Origin of the sequence: Exiguobacterium sp. PvP048 (genome assembly GCF_040549175.1) — a bacterium.
Classification (GTDB): Bacteria; Bacillota; Bacilli; order Exiguobacteriales; family Exiguobacteriaceae; genus Exiguobacterium_A; species Exiguobacterium_A artemiae.
On record NZ_JBEPSU010000001.1, the window covers coordinates 416,756 to 436,607 of the forward strand.

General features: G+C 47.6%; 19 protein-coding genes. 4 read left to right on the top strand and 15 right to left on the bottom strand.

What is annotated here, in order from left to right; translation table 11 throughout:
- Positions 1–28: 28 nt before the first annotated feature.
- The 5 genes from ABIC15_RS02110 to ABIC15_RS02130 all read right to left on the bottom strand — a co-directional run bounded on the left by ABIC15_RS02110 (position 29) and on the right by ABIC15_RS02130 (position 4,086).
- Complete coding sequence (locus tag ABIC15_RS02110) at positions 29–292, bottom strand: phosphocarrier protein HPr (RefSeq protein ID WP_012371023.1); 264 nt, start codon at positions 290–292, stop codon at positions 29–31.
- Positions 293–357: 65 nt separating this feature from the next.
- The gene (locus ABIC15_RS02115; RefSeq protein WP_026827779.1) at positions 358–813 is read right to left on the bottom strand and encodes an acyl-CoA thioesterase; all 456 of its coding nucleotides are present in this window, start codon (positions 811–813) and stop codon (positions 358–360) included.
- 66 nt (positions 814–879) lie between these two features.
- Positions 880–1,686 carry a succinate dehydrogenase iron-sulfur subunit gene (sdhB, locus tag ABIC15_RS02120; protein WP_012371025.1) on the bottom strand — a complete coding sequence of 269 codons (807 nt, stop codon included), beginning with the start codon at positions 1,684–1,686 and terminating at the stop codon, positions 880–882.
- Complete coding sequence (gene sdhA, locus ABIC15_RS02125) at positions 1,686–3,449, bottom strand: succinate dehydrogenase flavoprotein subunit (protein ID WP_354019619.1); 1,764 nt, start codon at positions 3,447–3,449, stop codon at positions 1,686–1,688. The genes sdhB and sdhA overlap by 1 nt, the downstream gene beginning before the upstream one ends.
- A gap of 19 nt (positions 3,450–3,468) precedes the next feature.
- On the bottom strand, positions 3,469–4,086 hold the full coding sequence (locus tag ABIC15_RS02130) for a succinate dehydrogenase cytochrome b558 subunit (protein ID WP_012371027.1): 618 nt from the start codon (positions 4,084–4,086) through the stop codon (positions 3,469–3,471).
- Between the two features lie 224 nt (positions 4,087–4,310).
- Here ABIC15_RS02130 and ABIC15_RS02135 point away from each other — a divergent pair, with 224 nt between their 5' ends.
- Complete coding sequence (locus ABIC15_RS02135; RefSeq protein ID WP_354019620.1) at positions 4,311–4,730, top strand: YslB family protein; 420 nt, start codon at positions 4,311–4,313, stop codon at positions 4,728–4,730.
- A 107-nt stretch (positions 4,731–4,837) separates the two neighbouring features.
- Positions 4,838–5,452 carry a PH domain-containing protein gene (locus ABIC15_RS02140; protein WP_354019621.1) on the top strand — a complete coding sequence of 205 codons (615 nt, stop codon included), beginning with the start codon at positions 4,838–4,840 and terminating at the stop codon, positions 5,450–5,452.
- 331 nt (positions 5,453–5,783) lie between these two features.
- Here the strand turns inward: ABIC15_RS02140 and uvrC are convergent, their stop codons facing one another.
- The gene (uvrC, locus tag ABIC15_RS02145) at positions 5,784–7,568 is read right to left on the bottom strand and encodes an excinuclease ABC subunit UvrC (RefSeq protein WP_290827293.1); all 1,785 of its coding nucleotides are present in this window, start codon (positions 7,566–7,568) and stop codon (positions 5,784–5,786) included.
- Positions 7,569–7,650: 82 nt separating this feature from the next.
- Between uvrC and ABIC15_RS02150 the strand changes: the two genes are divergently transcribed.
- Both ABIC15_RS02150 and ABIC15_RS02155 read left to right on the top strand, forming a co-directional pair.
- A complete protein-coding gene (locus ABIC15_RS02150) occupies positions 7,651–8,973 on the top strand; it encodes a dihydrolipoyl dehydrogenase family protein (protein ID WP_318927914.1) in 1,323 nt (440 codons plus the stop codon).
- 22 nt (positions 8,974–8,995) lie between these two features.
- Complete coding sequence (locus ABIC15_RS02155; RefSeq protein ID WP_354019622.1) at positions 8,996–9,373, top strand: VOC family protein; 378 nt, start codon at positions 8,996–8,998, stop codon at positions 9,371–9,373.
- A 59-nt stretch (positions 9,374–9,432) separates the two neighbouring features.
- Here ABIC15_RS02155 and trxA read toward each other — a convergent pair whose 3' ends face one another.
- The 9 genes from trxA to polX all read right to left on the bottom strand — a co-directional run bounded on the left by trxA (position 9,433) and on the right by polX (position 19,816).
- Positions 9,433–9,744: a thioredoxin gene (gene trxA, locus ABIC15_RS02160; protein ID WP_354019624.1), complete on the bottom strand. Its 312-nt coding sequence runs from the start codon at positions 9,742–9,744 to the stop codon at positions 9,433–9,435.
- A gap of 166 nt (positions 9,745–9,910) precedes the next feature.
- Positions 9,911–10,873, bottom strand: coding sequence for an electron transfer flavoprotein subunit alpha/FixB family protein (locus tag ABIC15_RS02165; RefSeq protein WP_012371034.1), 963 nt, complete (start codon positions 10,871–10,873; stop codon positions 9,911–9,913).
- Between the two features lie 15 nt (positions 10,874–10,888).
- The gene (locus ABIC15_RS02170; protein WP_354019628.1) at positions 10,889–11,662 is read right to left on the bottom strand and encodes an electron transfer flavoprotein subunit beta/FixA family protein; all 774 of its coding nucleotides are present in this window, start codon (positions 11,660–11,662) and stop codon (positions 10,889–10,891) included.
- A gap of 81 nt (positions 11,663–11,743) precedes the next feature.
- Positions 11,744–12,322 carry a fatty acid metabolism transcriptional regulator FadR gene (locus ABIC15_RS02175; RefSeq protein ID WP_354019629.1) on the bottom strand — a complete coding sequence of 193 codons (579 nt, stop codon included), beginning with the start codon at positions 12,320–12,322 and terminating at the stop codon, positions 11,744–11,746.
- Between the two features lie 71 nt (positions 12,323–12,393).
- Complete coding sequence (locus ABIC15_RS02180; RefSeq protein WP_354019631.1) at positions 12,394–14,067, bottom strand: AMP-binding protein; 1,674 nt, start codon at positions 14,065–14,067, stop codon at positions 12,394–12,396.
- Positions 14,068–14,236: 169 nt separating this feature from the next.
- A complete protein-coding gene (locus tag ABIC15_RS02185; RefSeq protein WP_114595280.1) occupies positions 14,237–15,130 on the bottom strand; it encodes a YitT family protein in 894 nt (297 codons plus the stop codon).
- A gap of 184 nt (positions 15,131–15,314) precedes the next feature.
- Positions 15,315–15,722: a DUF350 domain-containing protein gene (locus ABIC15_RS02190; protein ID WP_012371039.1), complete on the bottom strand. Its 408-nt coding sequence runs from the start codon at positions 15,720–15,722 to the stop codon at positions 15,315–15,317.
- Between the two features lie 11 nt (positions 15,723–15,733).
- Positions 15,734–18,100, bottom strand: coding sequence for an endonuclease MutS2 (locus ABIC15_RS02195; protein WP_214763397.1), 2,367 nt, complete (start codon positions 18,098–18,100; stop codon positions 15,734–15,736).
- Entirely contained in the window at positions 18,101–19,816 is a 1,716-nt protein-coding gene (gene polX, locus ABIC15_RS02200; RefSeq protein WP_354019632.1) for a DNA polymerase/3'-5' exonuclease PolX, read from the bottom strand.
- Between the last annotated feature and the right edge of the window lie 36 nt (positions 19,817–19,852).

Sequence of the window (19,852 nt, forward strand, 5' to 3'; positions counted from 1 at the left end):
CCGGCGTCCAAGAATGTACGATAAAGGATTACTGAGCAAGACCTTCGCTTGTCAGCATATCTGAAAGAGTCGTGATAGCTTCAGAAGCATCGTCACCGTTTGCAACGATTTTGATGTCTGAGTCTTTTGCGATTCCGAGTGAAAGAACACCCATGATCGACTTGAGGTTTACAGTCTTTCCGTTGTATTCCAAGTTGATGTCTGATTGGAATTTAGAAGCTGTGTTGACGAGTTGTGTTGCCGGACGAGCATGAATGCCTGAATCCGCGATGACTTTGAATGTTTTTTCCATGATTAAGAAATCTCCCTCCACTAATAACGTACTAGTGAGTCGTTTTCGAATATGTGAACTCATTATCAAATGATAACGGATTCGAATCGATTCTGCAAGGAATTTTTATAGGCTTCATTCCACGGAAACGCATTTCCGGAACGATCGATTTGGACCATCGAGGTCCGACCTGTAAACATCAATTCCTCTTGTTCGCTGAACGCCGCGTAATGGACATCACACGAAGCCGTTCCGACCTGAACCGGATACGCATAGACGGCAAGACGGGCCCGCGGATAGACTTGGCGGATGTAGTTACACTGCGCATCTGCTACGACGACGATTCCGTCGTCAGCAAGCGAATAACCTGTTTCTTCGAGCATCAGCGTCCGGACATCTTCAAAATAAACGAACGGAACTCGATTATTCATGTGACCGTAAGCATCGGTTTCAGCGAAGCGGACCGCGACATCCAGCCGCGTGCCGTGCTTCATCTGTTCCAACCACTGGTCTAAATCATTGATATAACTGGGTACACGCACAACCATTGCCTCCTTAAAATATAAAAAGAAGGAGCATCGCCCCTTCTTTAATTTTACGTTTTCGTCTTAACGACTGACTGCTTCTCCCGTACGTCCTTCGTCACTGCCGAAGAATTTCTTGAAGGAATGCAATGTCGTCTGACGGTTCATCGCTGCGATGGATGTCGTCAATGGAATGCCTTTCGGACATACTTCCACACAGTTTTGTGCGTTTCCGCACTGCATGATTCCACCGTCTTCCATCAAGGCTTCAAGACGCTCTTCTTTGTGGAACGCACCGGTCGGATGCGAATTGAAGAGACGGACTTGTGAAATCGATGCCGGTCCGATGAAGTTCGACCGGTCGTTGACGTTCGGACATGCTTCGAGACAGACACCGCATGTCATACATTTTGAAAGCTCGTATGCCCATTGGCGTTTGTTTTCCGGCATCCGCGGTCCCGGACCTAAGTCGTACGTACCATCGATCGGTACCCAGGCTTTGACTTTCTTCAAAGCGTCAAACATCCGTTGACGGTCGACTTGAAGGTCACGGACAATCGGGAACGTCTGCATCGGTTGCAAACGGATCGGTTGCTCGAGCTTATCGACAAGTGCCGTACACGACTGACGGGGTGTTCCGTTGATGACCATAGAACATGCACCGCAGACTTCTTCCAGACAACCCATATCCCAGTTGATCGGCGTCGTTTTTTCTCCGGCTGCATTGACCGGGTTACGACGAATCTCCATCAAGGCCGAGATGACGTTCATATTCGGGCGGTAAGGGACTTCAAATGCTTCATCATAGGCTTTACCGTCCGGTCCATCCTGACGTTGCACGATGAACTGAACCGGTTTTTGATTCGTTTTCTGTTCGAGTGGTGTCGCCATTATGCCTTCACCTCTTTCTTCGACTTCTTGCTGTAGTCGCGCTTACGCGGTGGAATCAATGATGTATCGACTTCTTCGTAATAGATTTCCGGATGACCGTTCGTATAGCGGGCCATCGTTGTTTTCAAGAATCGTTCGTCATCACGTTCCGGGAAGTCCGGTTTGTAATGGGCGCCACGGCTCTCGTCGCGTTTCAAGGCTCCAAGTGTGATCGCTTCCGCAAGATCCAGCATATGATCGAGCTGACGGATGAATGATGCACCCTGGTTGCTCCAACGCGCTGTGTCCGTCGCTGAAATGCGTGTGAAGCGGTCGCGGAGTTCCTTGATTTTCTCAAGCGTCTGCTCGAGTTTATCGTTGTAACGAACGACTGTGACGTTATCCGTCATGACTTCACCGAGTTCGCGGTGGATTTGATACGCATTTTCTGTACCTTCCATTGCGAGGATGTCGTTGAAACGGTTGATCTCAGCAATTTTGTGTGCTTCCACGACTTCTTCCGGCATCTCATGAACGGATTGATCGAGATCGTTCATGTAGGCGATCGCTGCCGGTCCTGCGACCATTCCGCCGTAGACGGCAGACAGCAACGAGTTCGCTCCCAGACGGTTCCCGCCGTGCATCGAGTAGTCACATTCGCCGGATGCAAATAATCCCGGGATATTCGTCATTTGATCATAATCAACCCATAGTCCACCCATTGAGTAATGAACTGCCGGGAAGATTTTCATCGGTACTTTTCGTGGATCGTCTCCGACGAATTTCTCGTAAATTTCAAGAATACCGCCAAGTTTGACGTCCAGTTCTTTCGCATCTTTGTGAGAAAGGTCAAGATAGACCATGTTTTCCCCGTTGACACCAAGCTTCTGATTGACACAAACATCAAAGATTTCGCGCGTCGCGATATCACGTGGCACAAGATTTCCGTAAGCCGGATATTTTTCTTCGAGGAAGTACCATGGTTTACCGTCTTTATACGTCCAGACACGTCCACCTTCACCGCGGGCCGATTCACTCATGAGACGGAGTTTATCGTCTCCTGGAATCGCTGTCGGGTGAATCTGAATGAACTCCCCGTTCGCGTAAATAGCACCTTGGCGGTAAACCGCTGCTGCTGCCTGTCCTGTGTTGATGACCGAGTTGGTTGATTTTCCGAAAATAACACCCGGACCGCCTGTTGCTAAAATGACTGAGTCAGCTGCAAACGCTTCGATTTCCATCGAACGTAAGTTTTGACATACCGCACCACGACAAATCCCTTCTTCATCAATGATCGCACGAAGGAATTCCCATCCTTCATATTTTTCTACCAAACCTTGCGCTTCAAACTTACGGACCTGTTCATCAAGTGCATACAACAATTGTTGTCCTGTCGTTGCACCGGCATAAGCCGTCCGGTGATGCAATGTTCCTCCGAAACGACGGAAATCAAGTAATCCTTCCGGTGTCCGGTTAAACATGACGCCCATCCGGTCGAACATGTGGATGATTTTCGGTGCCGCTTCCGTCATTTTTTGAACCGGTGGCTGGTTGGCTAAGAAATCGCCGCCATACACCGTATCGTCCAAATGCTGGTAAGGTGAGTCACCTTCTCCTTTTGTATTGATGGCCCCGTTGATTCCCCCTTGTGCACAAACGGAGTGTGAACGTTTGACTGGCACGAGAGAAAATAATTTGACGGGTACACCTTGTTCTGCTGCTTTTATCGTAGCCATCAAACCGGCAAGTCCTCCGCCGATGATGACAAGATTCTTATTCGCCATGTTGTTAGTTCCCCTTTCCTTACAACACGCCTGCAAACGTCAAGATCGAGCGTACGCCTACAAACGATAATCCGATGAATACGAGGGCTGCCACATAAGACATCGCTTTTTGAGAAGCGGGTGACTGTGTGATTCCCCATGTGATGCAGAACGTCCAGAGTCCGTTTGCCAAGTGGAACGTCGTCGCCAGAATCCCGACGATGTAGAAGGCAAGCATGAATCCGTTATCGACGATATTTTGCATCATGCTCGCATCAACTTCCGTACCCATTGCTGCGGCAATCCGTGTTTCCCAAACGTGCCATGTGATGAACACGACAAGGAAAATACCTGAGAAGCGTTGTAGCACATACATCCAGTTCCGGAAGTATGTATAACGACCTGTGTTCGCGGAACCTGTAAACGCGATGTAAACACCGTAGATACCGTGTAGGATGATTGGAATGAAGATGACAAACACTTCCAAGAACAACCGATACGGAACGCTCCCCACGACTTCCGCAGCCTTATTAAAGTCTTCCTCCCCACGAACGATGAAATAGTTCGTCGTAAAATGAGAAAGTAAAAATAACCCGATTGGAATGACGCCGAGCAGTGAGTGTATTTTACGCCCCACGAAATCACGATGATTCGCCATCCAAATCCCCCCTTTTGTTTGCCAATCAAACGTTGGCGCATTTTGGTAGAAAAGCGCTTTCATAAGGAAATTCGTCTTTTCATCACTTATTCTACTCCTGTCCTTTTTATAAGACAACCCGAGCTGTTGCATTTAACTGCAAATAACTGCAAATTTTTTTAGGAAAACAATGACCGAGGAGAATTACCCCGCTATAATAGTTTCAGAGATAGGAGTGATTGTTGATGGATTCAGTACCAACCCCCTCTTCCACATTCGGAATCGAACTGATTCGTGACTATGTGCTGATGGATTTATTAGGAACAGATTACCGCCATGTCATCTATTGGGCAGGAAAGCGACTGGCACGTGAATTTCCGGTCTTGAGTGCCGAAGAAGCACCTCCCTTTTTCCATGAAGCTGGTTGGGGACATCTCGAACTAAAAAAACAAAAAGGGAACTCTTTGAGTTTTTTGTTAACCCCTCCTGAATCAACGCGTCTCGACCGACCGGCAGGCTACTTCCAGTTAGAAGCCGGGTTTTTAGCGGAACAATTCTCCAGACTGAACGGTTGTGTCGCTGAAGGATACGCGGAATTGAACAAAACTGATGTCCAGATTTTGATTGAGATCGATCCGAAAGATCCGATTGAACGCTCCATTTGAAATCCATACAGGAGTTTTAAGACAGACCTCGAATTCTTGAAACATGAAACCTTTTCGTTTGATTGCCGTATCAGTATTCAGTCGCATCTACTAAAGGAGGAATTTTTATGTTCAAGAAACTAGCAGCCGATTTAACAGGATTCAGTGATATTGGGCAAGTGATTCACCCGGACGATTTTGACAAGGCCGCCGCGGACGACTACGTGTTACACGAAGACGGCGAAAAAATTTATTTTTTAATCAAATCGAAAACAGATGAGTACTGCTTTACGAATTTGGCGCTCGTTCACCTGGACGGCGAAAGTGCGGTCAGTTCAAAACGTGTTCTCTACCGTTATCCATATGCACATTATCCGATTCGTCATGTCATGTTTGAAACAGCCGGCACCGTCGATCTTGATGTCGAAATCAAGTTCGAAATCGGCGGGAAACATTATTCGATTGATGTCGATAAAAAACAGCTCGAGCATGTGAAGGATCTCTACAAAGCACTTCTTGCCATTGCCGAAAAGCAATATGAAGGACAAAAAATGCTTGAGTTCGCCAACAGTTCCCTGAATCATTCCGTCACGATTCTCGGTGGTCTGCGCCAAAGCGATATGAACGTCCCGCAAACGTTCAAAGATTTGTCCCAAGAGTCATTCGACTGGTTACAAGGTCATTATTACAAGTGGAATCAAAAAGACTTTGGTTCATTCTATGAAAAATACATCAATAACTGAACAATTTAAATCAGGTACACCGAATTTCCGGTGTACCTGATTGTGTCTTTGGAATGGAGGAAACTTATGAGCTTTTGGACATGGTTCGCGATTGCAATTGTTTTGATCACCAGCGTGTCGGTAGCAACTTCTCAGAAAAAGGCTTCCCAAAAGCACGCTGCTTTTTTGATTGTCTTTGTAACAGCTGCTATCTTCTTTCTGATCTGGTGGTTCACAAAGTAATTACATACGGCTTGGATGGTACAGCTTTCTTCTGGTTACAAAAAAGAGGCGAACCCGCTATTAAATGATAGCCGGGTCCGCCTCTTTGTCTGCTTCTCTAATTCTAAGTTTATTCCTCATTTGTCTGACTGAGATATTCCGCCACGGTTTCTGCCAATTTGACCGGTAAACCGGCCTCCGTCAGCTGTTCGATGTTCGCTTTTTTTAAGCTCCGCATCGATCCGAAATGACGGATCAGTTGTTGACGACGTTTCGGTCCCACTCCAGGAATGTCGTCAAGCAGCGAGCGGGTCATTCCTTTTGAGCGCAGTGAACGGTGGAACGTGATGGCAAACCGGTGGACCTCGTCCTGCATACGTTGCAGCAAATAAAATGCACTCGAACGCGGATGGAGCTCAATCAACTGCCCGCCTTCCCCGAATAAGAGTTGACTTGTCCGGTGTTTATCGTCTTTTTTCAGTGAACCGACCGGCAGGGATAACCCTAATTCATCTTGAATGACTTCAAGTGCCGCATTTAATTGACCGAGCCCACCATCTATCAGGACAAGATCCGGCAACCGTGCGCCTTCGAGCAATAAACGCCGGTAGCGCCGTCTGACGATTTCCCGCATCGATTCATAGTCGTCCGGCCCTTTGACGGTTTTGATTTTAAATTTCCGGTATTCTTTTTTGAGCGGTTTCCCGTCTTCGAACACGACAAGGGCCGAGACGGCATCCGCTCCTTGAATGTTCGCATTATCAATGATTTCGATCCGCGATAGCGGATGAACGTCAATCGCATCAGCGAGTTCCTGAACGGCTTGAACGGTTTTCTTTTCATCCCGGGCGATCAATTCGAACCGTTCCCCGATTGCATTTTCGGCATTTTTCGTCGCAAGATCGAGCAATTTGCGTTTTGATCCGCGTACCGGCACATGGACACGTACATTAAGCGCCTCTTTGAGAAGCATCTGATTAACGAGGGGCGGGACATAAATCTCGCTTGGCTTGATGTTTTTTTCATAGAACTGGACGATAAAACTTTCAAGTTCTTCCGCCGGTGTCCCGTAAATCGGAAACAGCGAGACATCACGCTCAATCATTTTTCCGCCGCGCAGGAAAAAGACCTGCACACACATCCATCCCTTGTCGACATAAATTCCGAAGACATCCCGCGAGGTCAGATCTGCCGTAATCATATTCTGTTTGTTCATGATCGATTCAATCGCCCGAATTTGATCGCGCAGTTCCCCTGCCCGTTCGAATTCCATCGCTTCCGCTGCACCACTCATCTTGTGTTGCAACGACTGGACCAAGTCTTTTGTTTCCCCCGATAAGAAACGACGGATTTCCGAGACAATCTCTTTTTGATCCCCTTCGAGATTGGGGATTTCACAAGGTCCGAGACACTGGCCGATGTGGTAGTACAAACACAGTTTCTTCGGCATCGGCTGGCATTTCCGGAGCGGATACAGCCGGTCGAGTAGACGTTTGGTTTCATTGGCAGCATAAGCGTTCGGATAAGGACCAAAGTAATGTCCGCCGTCTTTTTTTAATTTCCGTGTCGTAATCAGACGCGGATACGTCTCATTCGTAATTTTGAGATACGGATAGGATTTGTCATCCTTGAGCATGATGTTGTATTTCGGATCATGTTTTTTAATGAGGGTCATCTCAAGAAGCAGTGCTTCGAGCTCACTTCCGGTGATGATGTATTCAAAGTCCCGAATATCGGCGACAAGTCGTTCTGTCTTTAAATCGTGTGCCCCGGTAAAATAAGACCGGACACGGTTCTTTAAATTTTTAGCTTTTCCGACATAAATGACCTCGTCGAATTGATTTTTATGCAGATAACAACCTGGTTCGTCAGGTAAAAGGGATAATTTCGCCTTAATATGTTCTTGATGACTCACAAAAATGTCTCCTTCCACCGTTTCTAGTTTTACGTTATAGGGTAAATATCATACATTGATTATGACACATGGGGGATAAAAAATGCGTACATACGATTGCATTGTAATAGGTACAGGGTCAGCCGGTAACCAAGCGGCTTATAAATTTGCTGAAAAAGGACTGAACGTTGCCATTATCGAAAATTTCACGCCGGGCGGAACATGCGCTCAGCGCGGTTGTGATGCCAAAAAGATTCTGTTGACCGGCAGCGAAGCGAAGGATGCCGTTGAACGTTTACTCGGTTACGGGCTGAAAGGGCTTGTCTCCATCGACTGGCGTCAACTGATGGAACGGAAAAATGAATATACGCGGGCGATTCCGGAACAAACCCGAAATCGGTACGATGAGTTGGGGATTGACTATTACCACGGGGAACCCCGTTTCCTATCCAATAAAAGACTTGTGGTCGACGACATCGAACTGGAAGCCGAACAATTTTTAATTGCGACAGGACTTCGTCCACGCGAGTTATCTGTTCCCGGAAGCGAACGTTTCCTCAACAGCAATGAATTTTTGGAATTGCGTGATGTGCCCCGTCGTTTGGTCTGTATCGGTGGAGGCTATATTTCTTTTGAATTCGCTCACCTGGCACGAATCGCCGGTGCTGAAGTGACGATTCTTCTTCGTTCCAATGCCCTGAAACAATTTGAGCAGGAACTGGTTTCCGTCTTGCTTGAAGCGACACAAGCACTCGGCATTGAGATTCTTCATGAAACAGAAGCGGTTTCCTACTCGGATACGACATTGACGCTTTCCGACGGGACACGCCTGGAAGCCGATGTCGTCTTGAATGCGACAGGCCGTATCGCAAGCATCAAACATTTGCAACTTGAAAAAGCAGGCGTTGTTTACGAAGAAAAAGGAATCCATGTGAATGACTATCTGCAGTCTTCCGCTCCGAACATTTATGCAGCGGGTGACGTCGCCGTCAGCGGAAACCCTGCCTTGACTCCTTTTGCGGGGACGGAAGGACGTCTTGCGGCTTGTAATATGTTGGAGGGTAATACACGACGACTCGAGTTATTGCCTGTGCCGAGCATCGTCTTTACGACGCCGAATCTGGCAAAAGTCGGACAGACGGAAGCCAGTCTAAAACAAAACAATACAAAATACCGCGGAAAATTGATTGATACTTCGGGTTGGCAAACAAATGTCCGGATTAAAGATCCGTTTGCCCGGGCCAAAGTATTGATCGGCGAAGACGATCAGATTCTCGGGGCGCACTTTATCGGCGTCCATGCCGCAGAACTGGCCAATTATTTTTCGTTCGCGATGCAACACCGGATCCCAAGCTCCGCCCTGCAAAAAACAAGTTTTGCCTACCCGACACCGGCATCCGACATTGCTTCATTACTTGAAGACTGATTAAGGAAAGTGAGGTTTCGACATGGTTCACTACGGCTATACGATTCTTTATATTACGGATCCCGTGAAGACCCGTCGGTTTTACAACGGTCTGCTCGGGTTGCCGATTAAAGTGGAGCACGGAAGTTATACGGAGTTTGATACCGGATCGACAATTCTTGCCTTCAACACAAAAGAAGACGTTCGTTCCATGATTCCCTATGAAATCCCGGATAAAACCGTTCAACAATCGATCGAACTCGGTTTTGTGACGGAAGATGTCGCTCATGTGTATGAGCAGATCAAAAATGCCGGTCACCAGACCGTTTTGCCTCCGACTGAAAAACCATGGGGGCAAACAGTCGCCTATGTGCTTGACCCGGACGGTCACTTGATTGAACTTTGTTCACTGATAGATTGATTCAATACAAAAAAGGCATTCCGTCGATTGACGGAATGCCTTTTGAATAGCGTTTAGAATTATTTAGATGTTTCAACGAATTCTTTTAAAGCATCTTTAGGCATGAAGCCCATTGTTTTGTTGACCGGTTGACCGTCTTTGAATAAGACGAGTGTCGGAATGCTTTGGACTTGGAAAGCTCCAGCGACTTCCGGGTTAGCGTCAACGTCGACTTTAACGATTTTAACGTTTTCCATGTCTGCATCAAGTTCTTCGAGAACCGGAGCAAGCATGCGACAAGGTCCGCACCATGTTGCCCAGAAATCAACGAGAACGAGACCTTCTTGTGTATCTTCTTTAAACGATTGGCTAGTTGCGTGTACGATTGCCATTGAGAAAAACCTCCTATTTTTAGACGAGATCGACTTGTGAATCCAACCCATCTTTTTACTGACTTGAGTATAGCACAGCCCTACCTTACAGCAAACGAAACTGCTCAGACAAGTTATACGCAAAAAAAGAAGCAAAGAAGTTGCTCTTTGCTTCTTCCCCCGCTTCTTAATGGACAAGCATTTTTTTGAATTCTGCCGTTAGTAACGGCACGACATCAAACAAATCGCCGACGATTCCGTAATCTGCGACCGAGAAGATGTTCGCTTCCGGATCTTTGTTGATGGCGACGATGACTTTCGCATTCGACATCCCGGCTAAATGTTGAATCGCACCGGAAATACCGCAAGCGATGTATAAGTCCGGTGTGACCACTTTCCCCGTCTGACCGATTTGCAACGCGTAATCGCAATAGTCTGCGTCACACGCTCCACGTGATGCACCTACTGCACCACCGAGCAAATCTGCCAACTCTTGAAGGGGTGCAAAACCGTCTGAACTCTTGACACCACGACCGCCTGCGACAATGACTTTCGCTTCCGACAGATCGACACCACCCGTTGCTTTTCGGACGACTTCTGAAACGATAGTACGCAGATCCTTCAACTCAACGGTTACGGATTCAACCGTTCCTTCTGAAGTTCCTTCCGCCAACGGCTCGATATTATTCGGGCGGACGGTGAAGAGCGTTTTTCCTTCTGAAACTTTTACTTTTTCAAAGGCTTTTCCGGAATAGATCGGTCGGATGAAAGAAGCATCTGCTCCGCTGCCTTCGATCGACGTCACATCACTGATTAATCCTGCCTGCAGTTTCGCTGCGATTTTCGGTGATAGATCTTTACCGAGTGACGTATGACCAAAGACGATGACGTCCGGCGCGACACGTTCCAACAACTGCATGAAGACTTGTCCGTATCCGTCCGGTGTATAATGCTGCAATCGTTCGTCTTCAACGACAAGAACCTGATGTGCTCCTCGTGTCGCGAGTTGTGCGGCATCTGCCGCCACATTTTGTCCGATTAAGGCAACTACGACTTCATCTGCAACGAGATTTGCCGCTGCGATGGCTTCAAATGACACATTTCGTAAATTCCCGTCCCGTGATTCTGCAAGTACAAGTGCTTTTGACATATCGTTTCTTCCCCCTTAAACAACTTTTGCTTCGTTGCGTAATAATGAAGCGAGTTCCTGGACTTGTGTCGACAAATCACCTTCTAGAATTTTACCGGCTGCTTTATTTGGCGGCAAAAAGCGTTCAATCGTCTCAAGACGCGGTGCCAACTCATCCTCGTGTAATTCCAGATCCGATAATTCAAGTTCCTCGAGTGGTTTCTTTTTCGCCTTCATGATACCCGGCAGGCTTGGATAACGAGGTTCATTTAATCCTTGTTGGGCTGTCACGAGCAACGGCAACGATGTTTTAATGACTTCCGTATCCCCTTCCGAGTCACGTGTCACGACGGCATCCGTTCCGTTCAACTCAAGCTTCGTGATTGTTGTGACGTACGGAATATCAAGCAGTTCTGCGACACGCGGAGCGACTTGTCCGCTTCCGCCGTCAACGGCGACGTTTCCGGCGATGATTAAATCGACTGTCTGTTCCTTGAGATATCCGGCCAATACTTCTGAAATCGAATAATGATCGGCTTCCTCAATATCGTCTTCAATTGAGATTCGGACTGCTTGATCGGCTCCCATCGCGAGCGCTGTCCGGAGTTCTTTGTCTGCATCTTCCGGTCCGACCGTTACGACCGTCACGGTTCCAGATTGGGCATCCCGTACACGGATCGCTTCTTCGACTGCATATTCGTCATAAGGGTTGATGATGAATTCCGCACCATCCTCTTCGATTTGACCATTTTCGAGCTGGATTGCTTCTTCCGTATCAAATGTTCGTTTTAACAAGACATAGATTTCCATTCTTCGTTCCCCCTCATATCAACTTCTATTGACCACCATCATTTTTGTATCCGCTTACAAAAAGTTTTTCATGAAAAGGGCTTAACTCAGCCCTTTAATTAGCATGCGATGAATACCGTGACGTGTCTCGAGCAACTCGTATTTAAATCCGCTCGCCATCCAGCTCGTCACGACCTCGTCAATCGTGCCGAATACCATTTGCCGTGCTAAACGGTAATCCAGCTCGTTTGAGAACTCTCCCGATTCCATCCCGTTTCGAATCACACGATCAATCAGATGAAGATACGGTTTTAAAACCGTTGCGATATTATGCCGCATATCTTGATTCGATTGGCGTAACTCGATTTGTGTGACGACAGCCAAATCATAATCAACCGACAATTGTTCGAGATGTGCCTCAATGAGCGCTGCCAGTTGTTGCGTCGCTGACTGATGATGTGCGATTTGCGCTTCTGAATATTCGATGAAGCTACCCATCTTGGCTTGGAACAAAGAAATCAATAAGTGCTCTTTGTTCTTGAAGTAAAGATAAATCGTTCCATCCGCTACGCCTGCTTCTTTCGCGATAGCTGTCACTTTGGCACCGTGGTAGCCGTTTTTCGCAATCACCTTCACTGCCGCATCAATGATGCGATCACTTTTAGACATCGTTCTTTTCATAAGGTTATCTCCTAACACATAAAATGAATGATGGTTCATTCATATTTATTCTATCATGCCATTTTGAACTGTCAACTGCTTTCTTCCAGTTGTTTTGCCCGTTCTTCCTCGACCAGGACACGACGCAGAATTTTCCCGACGAACGTTTTCGGTAACTCTTGTCTGAACTCATACTGCTTCGGCACTTTGAAGGAAGCCAGACTTTTCCGGCAAAACTGATCCAGTTCCTCTTCCGTCGTCTGCACATCGTCTTTCAGTACGATGAAGGCTTTGACGGTTTCACCCCGGTAAGCATCCGGCACACCGATGACGACCGCTTCTTTGACCGCCGGATGTTCGTACAAAATTTCTTCGACTTCCCGTGGATAGATATTGAATCCCGATGCGATAATCAAATCTTTTTTCCGGTCGACAATCCGGAAATAATGGTCCTCGCCGACATATCCAAGGTCTCCCGTATGCAACCATCCGTCACGCAGAACAGCCTGCGTATCTTCCGGGCGTTTCCAGTATCCTTTCATGACTTGCGGGCCACGGACAAGAATCTCTCCGATTTCTCCCGGTGCAGCAGGCGTCTCTCCGTCCGGTTGAACGATTTTAGAGATTGTATCCGGAACAGGAATTCCGACCGTTCCCGGAACGCGCTTATCCCAGATACAGTTCGTATGCGTCACGGGACTTGTTTCCGACAAGCCATACCCTTCGACGATGCGTCCGCCTGTCACCTGTTCAAACTTCTCTTGTACTTCGACCGGAAGCGGTGCTGATCCGGAAATACATGCTTCGATCGAGGATAAATCGTATTTTTTTAGTTTCGGATGATTTAACAATCCGACATACATCGTCGGAGCACCGGGAAACAGACTCGGTTTTTCTTTATCAATCGTCTTCAGGACCTGTTCTAAATCGAATTTCGGCAAAATGATTTGTTCATAGGCATTGAACATGCCGAAGTTCAGGTTACATGTCATTCCGTAGACATGGAAATACGGGACGACCGCCAACAACTTCCGCCCGTCTCCCCGAGAATATTTATAGAACCAATGACTGATCTGCTCGACATTGGCACTGAGATTAAAGTGCGTCAACATAACACCTTTAGGCGCATCGGTCGTTCCACCTGTATATTGTAACACTGCGATATCTTCTTTTGGGTTGATGTTCACCGGTTCAATCATCGTACTTCCGCGATGAGACAGAAACGGAATGGATCCCGTCGTATCAATGATGATGTTATTGTCTTTACGGGACTTGATCGGATACAGTTTATTTTTAGGAAATGAAAGGTAGTCAGCAATGCTTGTCGTGACAACGGTTTTTAAAGACGTCTTTGCTTTGACACGCGATGCTTTCGGATACAGCAAATCGAGTGTGACGAGCATCTTCGCCCCTGAATCGTCCAAAATCTGTTCCAGTTCGCGGTCGGTATACAACGGATTGACCTGAACGACGATTCCACCGGCGTACAACACCGCGTAGTAACTGATCATATACTGTGGACAGTTCGGCAACATCAAACCGACCCGGTCGCCCTTCTCAAGACCGGCATCCTGCAGGACTTTTGCAAAGCTCCGCGCTTCATGGCGCACTTCCTGGAACGTCATTCGTTTCCCGAGAAAGCTAAGCGCTCTCCGCTCCGGAAACTCATCTGCCGCCTCTTCTAGTGCTTGATAAAGCGGTACTTCACGATAATTGATCGATGCAGGTACTTGTTCCGGATAATCCTTTAACCATGCTGAATCCATTCCATTCCCTCCCTGTAACTGAATTACTATTCATTTTTATTATACGTGTATTTCAGCTGACACGGCTAGTCTTCTGTTAAAATAAATTTCATTTTTTCCAAATAATAGATATTTGAAACTCATCAAAAAGACCACTTGCGCTGTTTCACAAGTGGTCTTTAAAATCGGTTTAACGGGATGGATAGGTAAATCCTTCCCCGATGACTTCCCGTACTTTATGAATAACGACAAAGGCACGCGGATCCGCTGCCTCGACGATTTGTTTCAGTGGCGCGAGCTGGCGCTTGTCGACAATCATATATAACATATCGTTTTTCTGTTTTGTAAAATGACCGTGGCTGTGGATGACGGTCGCACTGCGTCCGAGTGTCTCGGTTAAAATCGTGGCGATTTCTTCCTGGCGGTGACTGATGATCGTCACGGCTTCACGGACATTCAATCCTTCGCTGACCAAATCAATTAAATACGAACCAATGATGATTGCAATCAGCGTATAAAGCATCGTTTCTTCTCCAAACAAAAATCCGGAGGCTCCGACGACTGTCACGTCGATGATGAACATCGACACGGCAATCCCTAAGTTTAGGTATTTGTTCATTAACCGGGCGATGATGACACCACCGCCGGTCGTCCCGCCTGCCCGGATGACAAGACCGATTCCAAGACCGATCAAGATTCCGGCATACACCGTCCCGATCAGCCGGCTGTCGGAGCTCGTCGCGAGCGACGCTGTCGACGACAGGACAAAGGATGTCGTTGCGACGGAAATGACGGAATAGATCATCGTTTTCCGACTTAAGAAACGGTAACCGACGACAAACAACAGTGCATTGGCAATTAACGAGACTAAGCCGGTATCCCATCCGTACAGGTAGTAGAAGATGACCGTAATCCCGATCAATCCTCCTTCTGACAAATCATTCGGAATCGTAAAGTAGTTGATGCCGAACGCCAAGATAGCTGAGCCGATGATCACCCAAAAAATATCTTTCCAGGAAATCAGTTGCATCGCTTCAAAGGCGCGGCGCCGTATTTCATTGGTATTGGTTTTTTTGACGTTCATAGTCGTCTCCTCCTTCATTTTTTTGTGTCCTACCAATAAAAATTCCGTACTGAATCGATCTCAGTACGGAATAATCACTTAGCAGAGCCAGTTCTTTTAATTCATAAAAACCCACAGCAGACCGACGACCAAAAAGGCAATCGATACGCCAAACATGATTTTCGCTAATCGTTCTAACACCTGTTCACCCCACTAACGCTGAACCGATCACATAAGACATCCCGATCGATAACGAACAGGAGATGATGCCGACAGCGATATTTCCTTTTTCGATCTCCCGGTCGACCGGAAGATTCGGAGTTAAGAATTCAAAAATCCAATAGGTCGAAATCAACAGTAAAAATCCGAAGGCACTTTCTAAAAAAATCGCCCCGACACGCTGTTCACTTTGGACGGCAAAATGGACGATATTTGCCAAACCGATGATTTTCCCGCCGGTCGCGAGAGCAACAGCAATGTTTCCACTCTTGATATGTTCCCAGTTCCGGTACCGGGTTGTCAACTCAAAAAGTGCCAACCCCATGATGATTAACAGTCCCGCAACCGAATATAAAGCTGTCGTGTAGACATAGACGTTTTCAAAAATATTCACCTAACCGCGCCTCATTTCAATTCGATGATTGTCACACCATGTCCACCTTCACCCTGACCGCCTAAGCGATGGGTTTTGACATGACGGTTTCCACGAAGGTATTCTTGTACTCCTTGACGCATCGCTCCTGTTCCAAGACCATGGATGACACGAATCTGTTCGTAGTTGGACAGCAGTGCCTGATCCATGAACCGATCGAGTTTTGCCAGTCCTTCCTCGACCCGGACACCGCGTAAATCCAACTCGGCTGAAGCAGCAGACTGCTTCGTGATACTTGTTCCGCCAGATCGTTTTTTGGTTTTCGAAGCCGATTTGACTTCCCCGACCTTGGCTAAATCACTCGGCTTGACGTTTACTTTCATGATTCCGACCTGTACTGTATATTCACCATTTGAATTTTGATTGATGATATATCCTTTTTGGTTAAAGGTCGTTACTTTTACTTCTTCGCCTTTGGCAAAGACCGGAGCCTGATTGGTTTTTGCTTTGACCTTGGCAATCCGTTGATCTTGTAACGAAGGTTTCGCTTGCTCGAGCTGTTTCCGGGCTTCAATCAGTTCGTGCTCTTTGACAGCTCCCGCGTCCCGTAATTCTTTCAGGCGCTTAATGACAGCTTCTGCTTCTTTTTGTGCCCGTTCGACGGCACGCGTTGCTTTTTCTTCTGCTTTGGCGAGAATTTCATTTTTCTCTTGATGAATCTCCGCCTGTTCCCGCTCGAACTCTTCCCGTTCTTCCACCAATCGTTGTTGTTCCTGCAGCAATTCCCGTTCCAAGGATTCAGCACGTTGTTTCGCTTCTTCCAGCCGTCCGATCATCGTTTCGACGGACTGCGCATCCGTTCCAACTTGATCACGGGCCGCATCGATGACACGGTCCTCTAGCCCAAGCCGTTTCGAAATTTCAAAGGCATTGGAACGTCCAGGTACACCAATCAGTAACCGGTACGTTGGACTAAGCGACTCGACATCAAACTCCATCGAGGCGTTCACGACACCTTCCCGGTTGTAACCGTATGCTTTCAGCTCCGAATAGTGAGTCGTCGCAGCGACACGCGCCCCGCGTCGTTTCACTTCATCCAAGATGGCAATCGCAAGCGCCGCCCCTTCTGTCGGATCCGTTCCCGCACCGAGTTCATCAAACAGGACAAGACTCATGAAATCAATTTTCCCCATCATTGAAACGATGTTCGTCATATGAGAACTAAACGTCGACAAGTTTTGTTCAATGGACTGTTCATCTCCGATGTCGGCATAAATCGCATCAAAGACACTCAACTCCGTCTCGTCCGCTGCCGGAACGTATAAACCGGATTGAACCATCAATTGCAGTAGTCCAATCGTTTTCAACGTGACGGTTTTCCCGCCGGTGTTCGGTCCGGTGATGACGAGTGAGGTGAATTCCCCGCCAAGCGACACGGTAATCGGAACGACCTCATCATCCGGAATGAACGGATGACGCGCTTCTTTCAGGACGATGTGGCGATTTTCATTTAAACGTGGTTCGACGGCACGAATCGTGTGTCCGTATAACGCTTTTGCCATGATGAAATCGAGCTCCGCCAGGACGTCGACGTTGATGCGAAGCGAATCGCCGACTGAGCCGACAAGCGCTGAAAGTTGAGCTAAAATCCGTTCGATTTCTGCCCGCTCTTTGAGGCGTGCTTCCTGGATTTCATTGTTGGCCGCAACGACGGCTTGCGGTTCGATGAACAGTGTCGCACCGGATGCCGATTGGTCATGGACGATTCCGCCAAAGGCTTGACGGTACTCCTGCTTGACCGGCACACAGTAACGGTCATTTCGCATCGTGACGATGGCATCGGACAACATCTTCGACTTACTGCGTAAGACGCCGTCGATTTTCGACCGGACTTGACCTTCGAGTGAGCGAAGCTGACTCCGTAAAGCCCGAAGTTTGTCGCTTGCCGAGTCTTGAACCGTTCCCTGGTCATCAATCGCATGACGAATACCCTGTTCGATTTCCACCAGCTTTGTAATCTGCTCAATCCGGCTGTCAAGCGCCGGTAAGCGGAGATCCGGATGATCTTCATGCAGACGTTCCTGGAAAGCCTTGACTTGACGTCCGGAATAGACGACGTCTGCCACTGCAAGTAACTCACTGGTTGAGAGGACAGATCCGATTTCCGCCCGCTTGACTTCACTGCGGACATCCGTCAGTCCGCCAAATGGATAACGGTCGCGCAATCGGTAAACGGTCGTCGCTTCTGTCGTCAAAGCGAGTAACGCTTTCACCTGCTCAAAATCTTCCGCCGGCTCCATTTTCCGCACGAACTGAGCCCCCAGTGAACTGGCGGTTTGTTTGGCGAGCAGTTCTTTTAATTTATCGTATTCTAATACACGTAGTGCATTGGCATTCATTTACTTCACTCCTAAACGTTTTCGGTCAAAAAAGGCACGTGCTTCTTTGGCAGTCCACGTATTGATGACATCAGATGGTTCCAAATATGCTTTACGTGCATGAAGGACCCCAAGTTTCATATCTTCCAACATTTCCGGACGATGGGTATCGGTGTTGATCATCAGTTTGACTCCAGCTGCCTTCGCTTTCGCCAGTGACGAGGCGGTTAAATCAAACCGTCCAGGATTCGCATTCATTTCCAGTGCCGTCCCGGTTTCAGCCGCCAGTTCGACCAGTCGATCGATGTTGACTGCATATCCATCCCGGCGTCCGATAATGCGTCCGGTCGGATGGGCAATCAAAGAGACATACGGATTGCGGCAGGCATTTTCAAGACGTTGCATGATTTCCTCTTCCGTCTGATCAAACTTCGAATGGATCGAAGCGATGACGTAATCCATTTCTTTTAAGAAGTCATCCTCATAATCGAGTGATCCGTCCGGTAGAATATCCATCTCAACACCGCATAAAATCGTCATCTCCGGATGTTTCTTTCGTGCCGCTTCAATTTCGACGCGCTGTTTCCGCAATCGTTCTTCCGTCAATCCATTGACGAACTTCATATATTTACTGTGATCGGTAATGGCCATCCAGGAGTATCCCCGTGCCGCACAGGCATCAACCAGTTCATCAACGGATAACGTACCGTCCGACCACGTTGTATGCATATGGACATCTGCTTGAATGTCCTTTTCCTGAATCAACATATTTAAATCCGCTTCGAATTCCTGACGTCCTGCCCGCAGTTCCGGCGGGATGAACGGCAGGTCATAACGGGCAAACAGTTCCTGTTCCGTTTTCGGTTGGAACAGTCCGTCTTTCGTTTCGACTCCGTATTCCGAGATACTTTCACCGCGTTCTTTCGCCAGTTGCCGCATCCGGACATTATGATCTTTTGATCCCGTAAAGTGATGTAACGTCGAAGCAAATGCCAAGTCGTCCACTAATCGGAAATCAACTGCGATGTAAGCATCATCCCGCTTCAAAACGATTGAGACTTTGGTCTCCCCGGCAGCAATGATTTCATCGATTTGTTCAATTTCAAGTAATTGCGCCTTCACTTCTTTTGGATGGTCCGTCGAGATGATGAAATCGAGATCCTTACACGTCTCTTCCGCGCGCCGGAAACTGCCCCCGACTTCAAAACGGATGATTTGATCGATCCCGGCTAACGTCCGCTCCAGCTCACTGACACTCTTTCGCATGACACCGTACGGTAACCGTTCCGGCCGTGTCTCAAATGTTTCCAGTGCCTTACTGTATTTTTCCACGGTCTTTTTCCCGAAGCCCGGCATTGCTTCCACTGTACCATCTGCCAGTTTCTCAGCGAAGGAAACTGCATCAATGACACCGACTTCATGCAGTTTCGCGAGTTTCTTTCCACCAAGTCCCGGAATCTTCAGTAAGGCAATCAATCCTTCCGGGACCTGTTGCTCAAGTTCCGTCAATGCGGTACTCGTTCCGGTTTCACGGAATTCTTCAAGGACCGTTGCCGTTCCTTTTCCGATTCCTTTCATCGCTGTAAAGTCTTTGATCGCCATGAAATCAAGTTCCGCTGCTTCGAGCAGACTTGCTGCCTTTCGAAACGCATTGATCTTAAACGGGTTTTCACCTTTTACTTCGAGATAAACTGAAATTCGTTCCAAATGTCGAATCGCATCTTGTGTCGTCCGCATGTTCAATTCTCCCCTCAAAAAAAGCTCCCATTCAAC

Coding starts and splice junctions, on each gene's coding strand:
- ABIC15_RS02110 (WP_012371023.1), bottom strand. CDS start 292: ATGGAAAAAACATTCAAAGTCATCGCGGATTCAGGCATTCATGCTCGT.
- sdhB (WP_012371025.1), bottom strand. CDS start 1,686: ATGGCGACACCACTCGAACAGAAAACGAATCAAAAACCGGTTCAGTTC.
- sdhA (WP_354019619.1), bottom strand. CDS start 3,449: ATGGCGAATAAGAATCTTGTCATCATCGGCGGAGGACTTGCCGGTTTG.
- ABIC15_RS02130 (WP_012371027.1), bottom strand. CDS start 4,086: ATGGCGAATCATCGTGATTTCGTGGGGCGTAAAATACACTCACTGCTC.
- ABIC15_RS02135 (WP_354019620.1), top strand. CDS start 4,311: ATGGATTCAGTACCAACCCCCTCTTCCACATTCGGAATCGAACTGATT.
- ABIC15_RS02140 (WP_354019621.1), top strand. CDS start 4,838: ATGTTCAAGAAACTAGCAGCCGATTTAACAGGATTCAGTGATATTGGG.
- ABIC15_RS02150 (WP_318927914.1), top strand. CDS start 7,651: ATGCGTACATACGATTGCATTGTAATAGGTACAGGGTCAGCCGGTAAC.
- ABIC15_RS02155 (WP_354019622.1), top strand. CDS start 8,996: ATGGTTCACTACGGCTATACGATTCTTTATATTACGGATCCCGTGAAG.
- trxA (WP_354019624.1), bottom strand. CDS start 9,744: ATGGCAATCGTACACGCAACTAGCCAATCGTTTAAAGAAGATACACAA.
- ABIC15_RS02165 (WP_012371034.1), bottom strand. CDS start 10,873: ATGTCAAAAGCACTTGTACTTGCAGAATCACGGGACGGGAATTTACGA.
- ABIC15_RS02170 (WP_354019628.1), bottom strand. CDS start 11,662: ATGGAAATCTATGTCTTGTTAAAACGAACATTTGATACGGAAGAAGCA.
- ABIC15_RS02175 (WP_354019629.1), bottom strand. CDS start 12,322: ATGAAAAGAACGATGTCTAAAAGTGATCGCATCATTGATGCGGCAGTG.
- ABIC15_RS02180 (WP_354019631.1), bottom strand. CDS start 14,067: ATGGATTCAGCATGGTTAAAGGATTATCCGGAACAAGTACCTGCATCG.
- ABIC15_RS02185 (WP_114595280.1), bottom strand. CDS start 15,130: ATGAACGTCAAAAAAACCAATACCAATGAAATACGGCGCCGCGCCTTT.
- ABIC15_RS02195 (WP_214763397.1), bottom strand. CDS start 18,100: ATGAATGCCAATGCACTACGTGTATTAGAATACGATAAATTAAAAGAA.
- polX (WP_354019632.1), bottom strand. CDS start 19,816: ATGCGGACGACACAAGATGCGATTCGACATTTGGAACGAATTTCAGTT.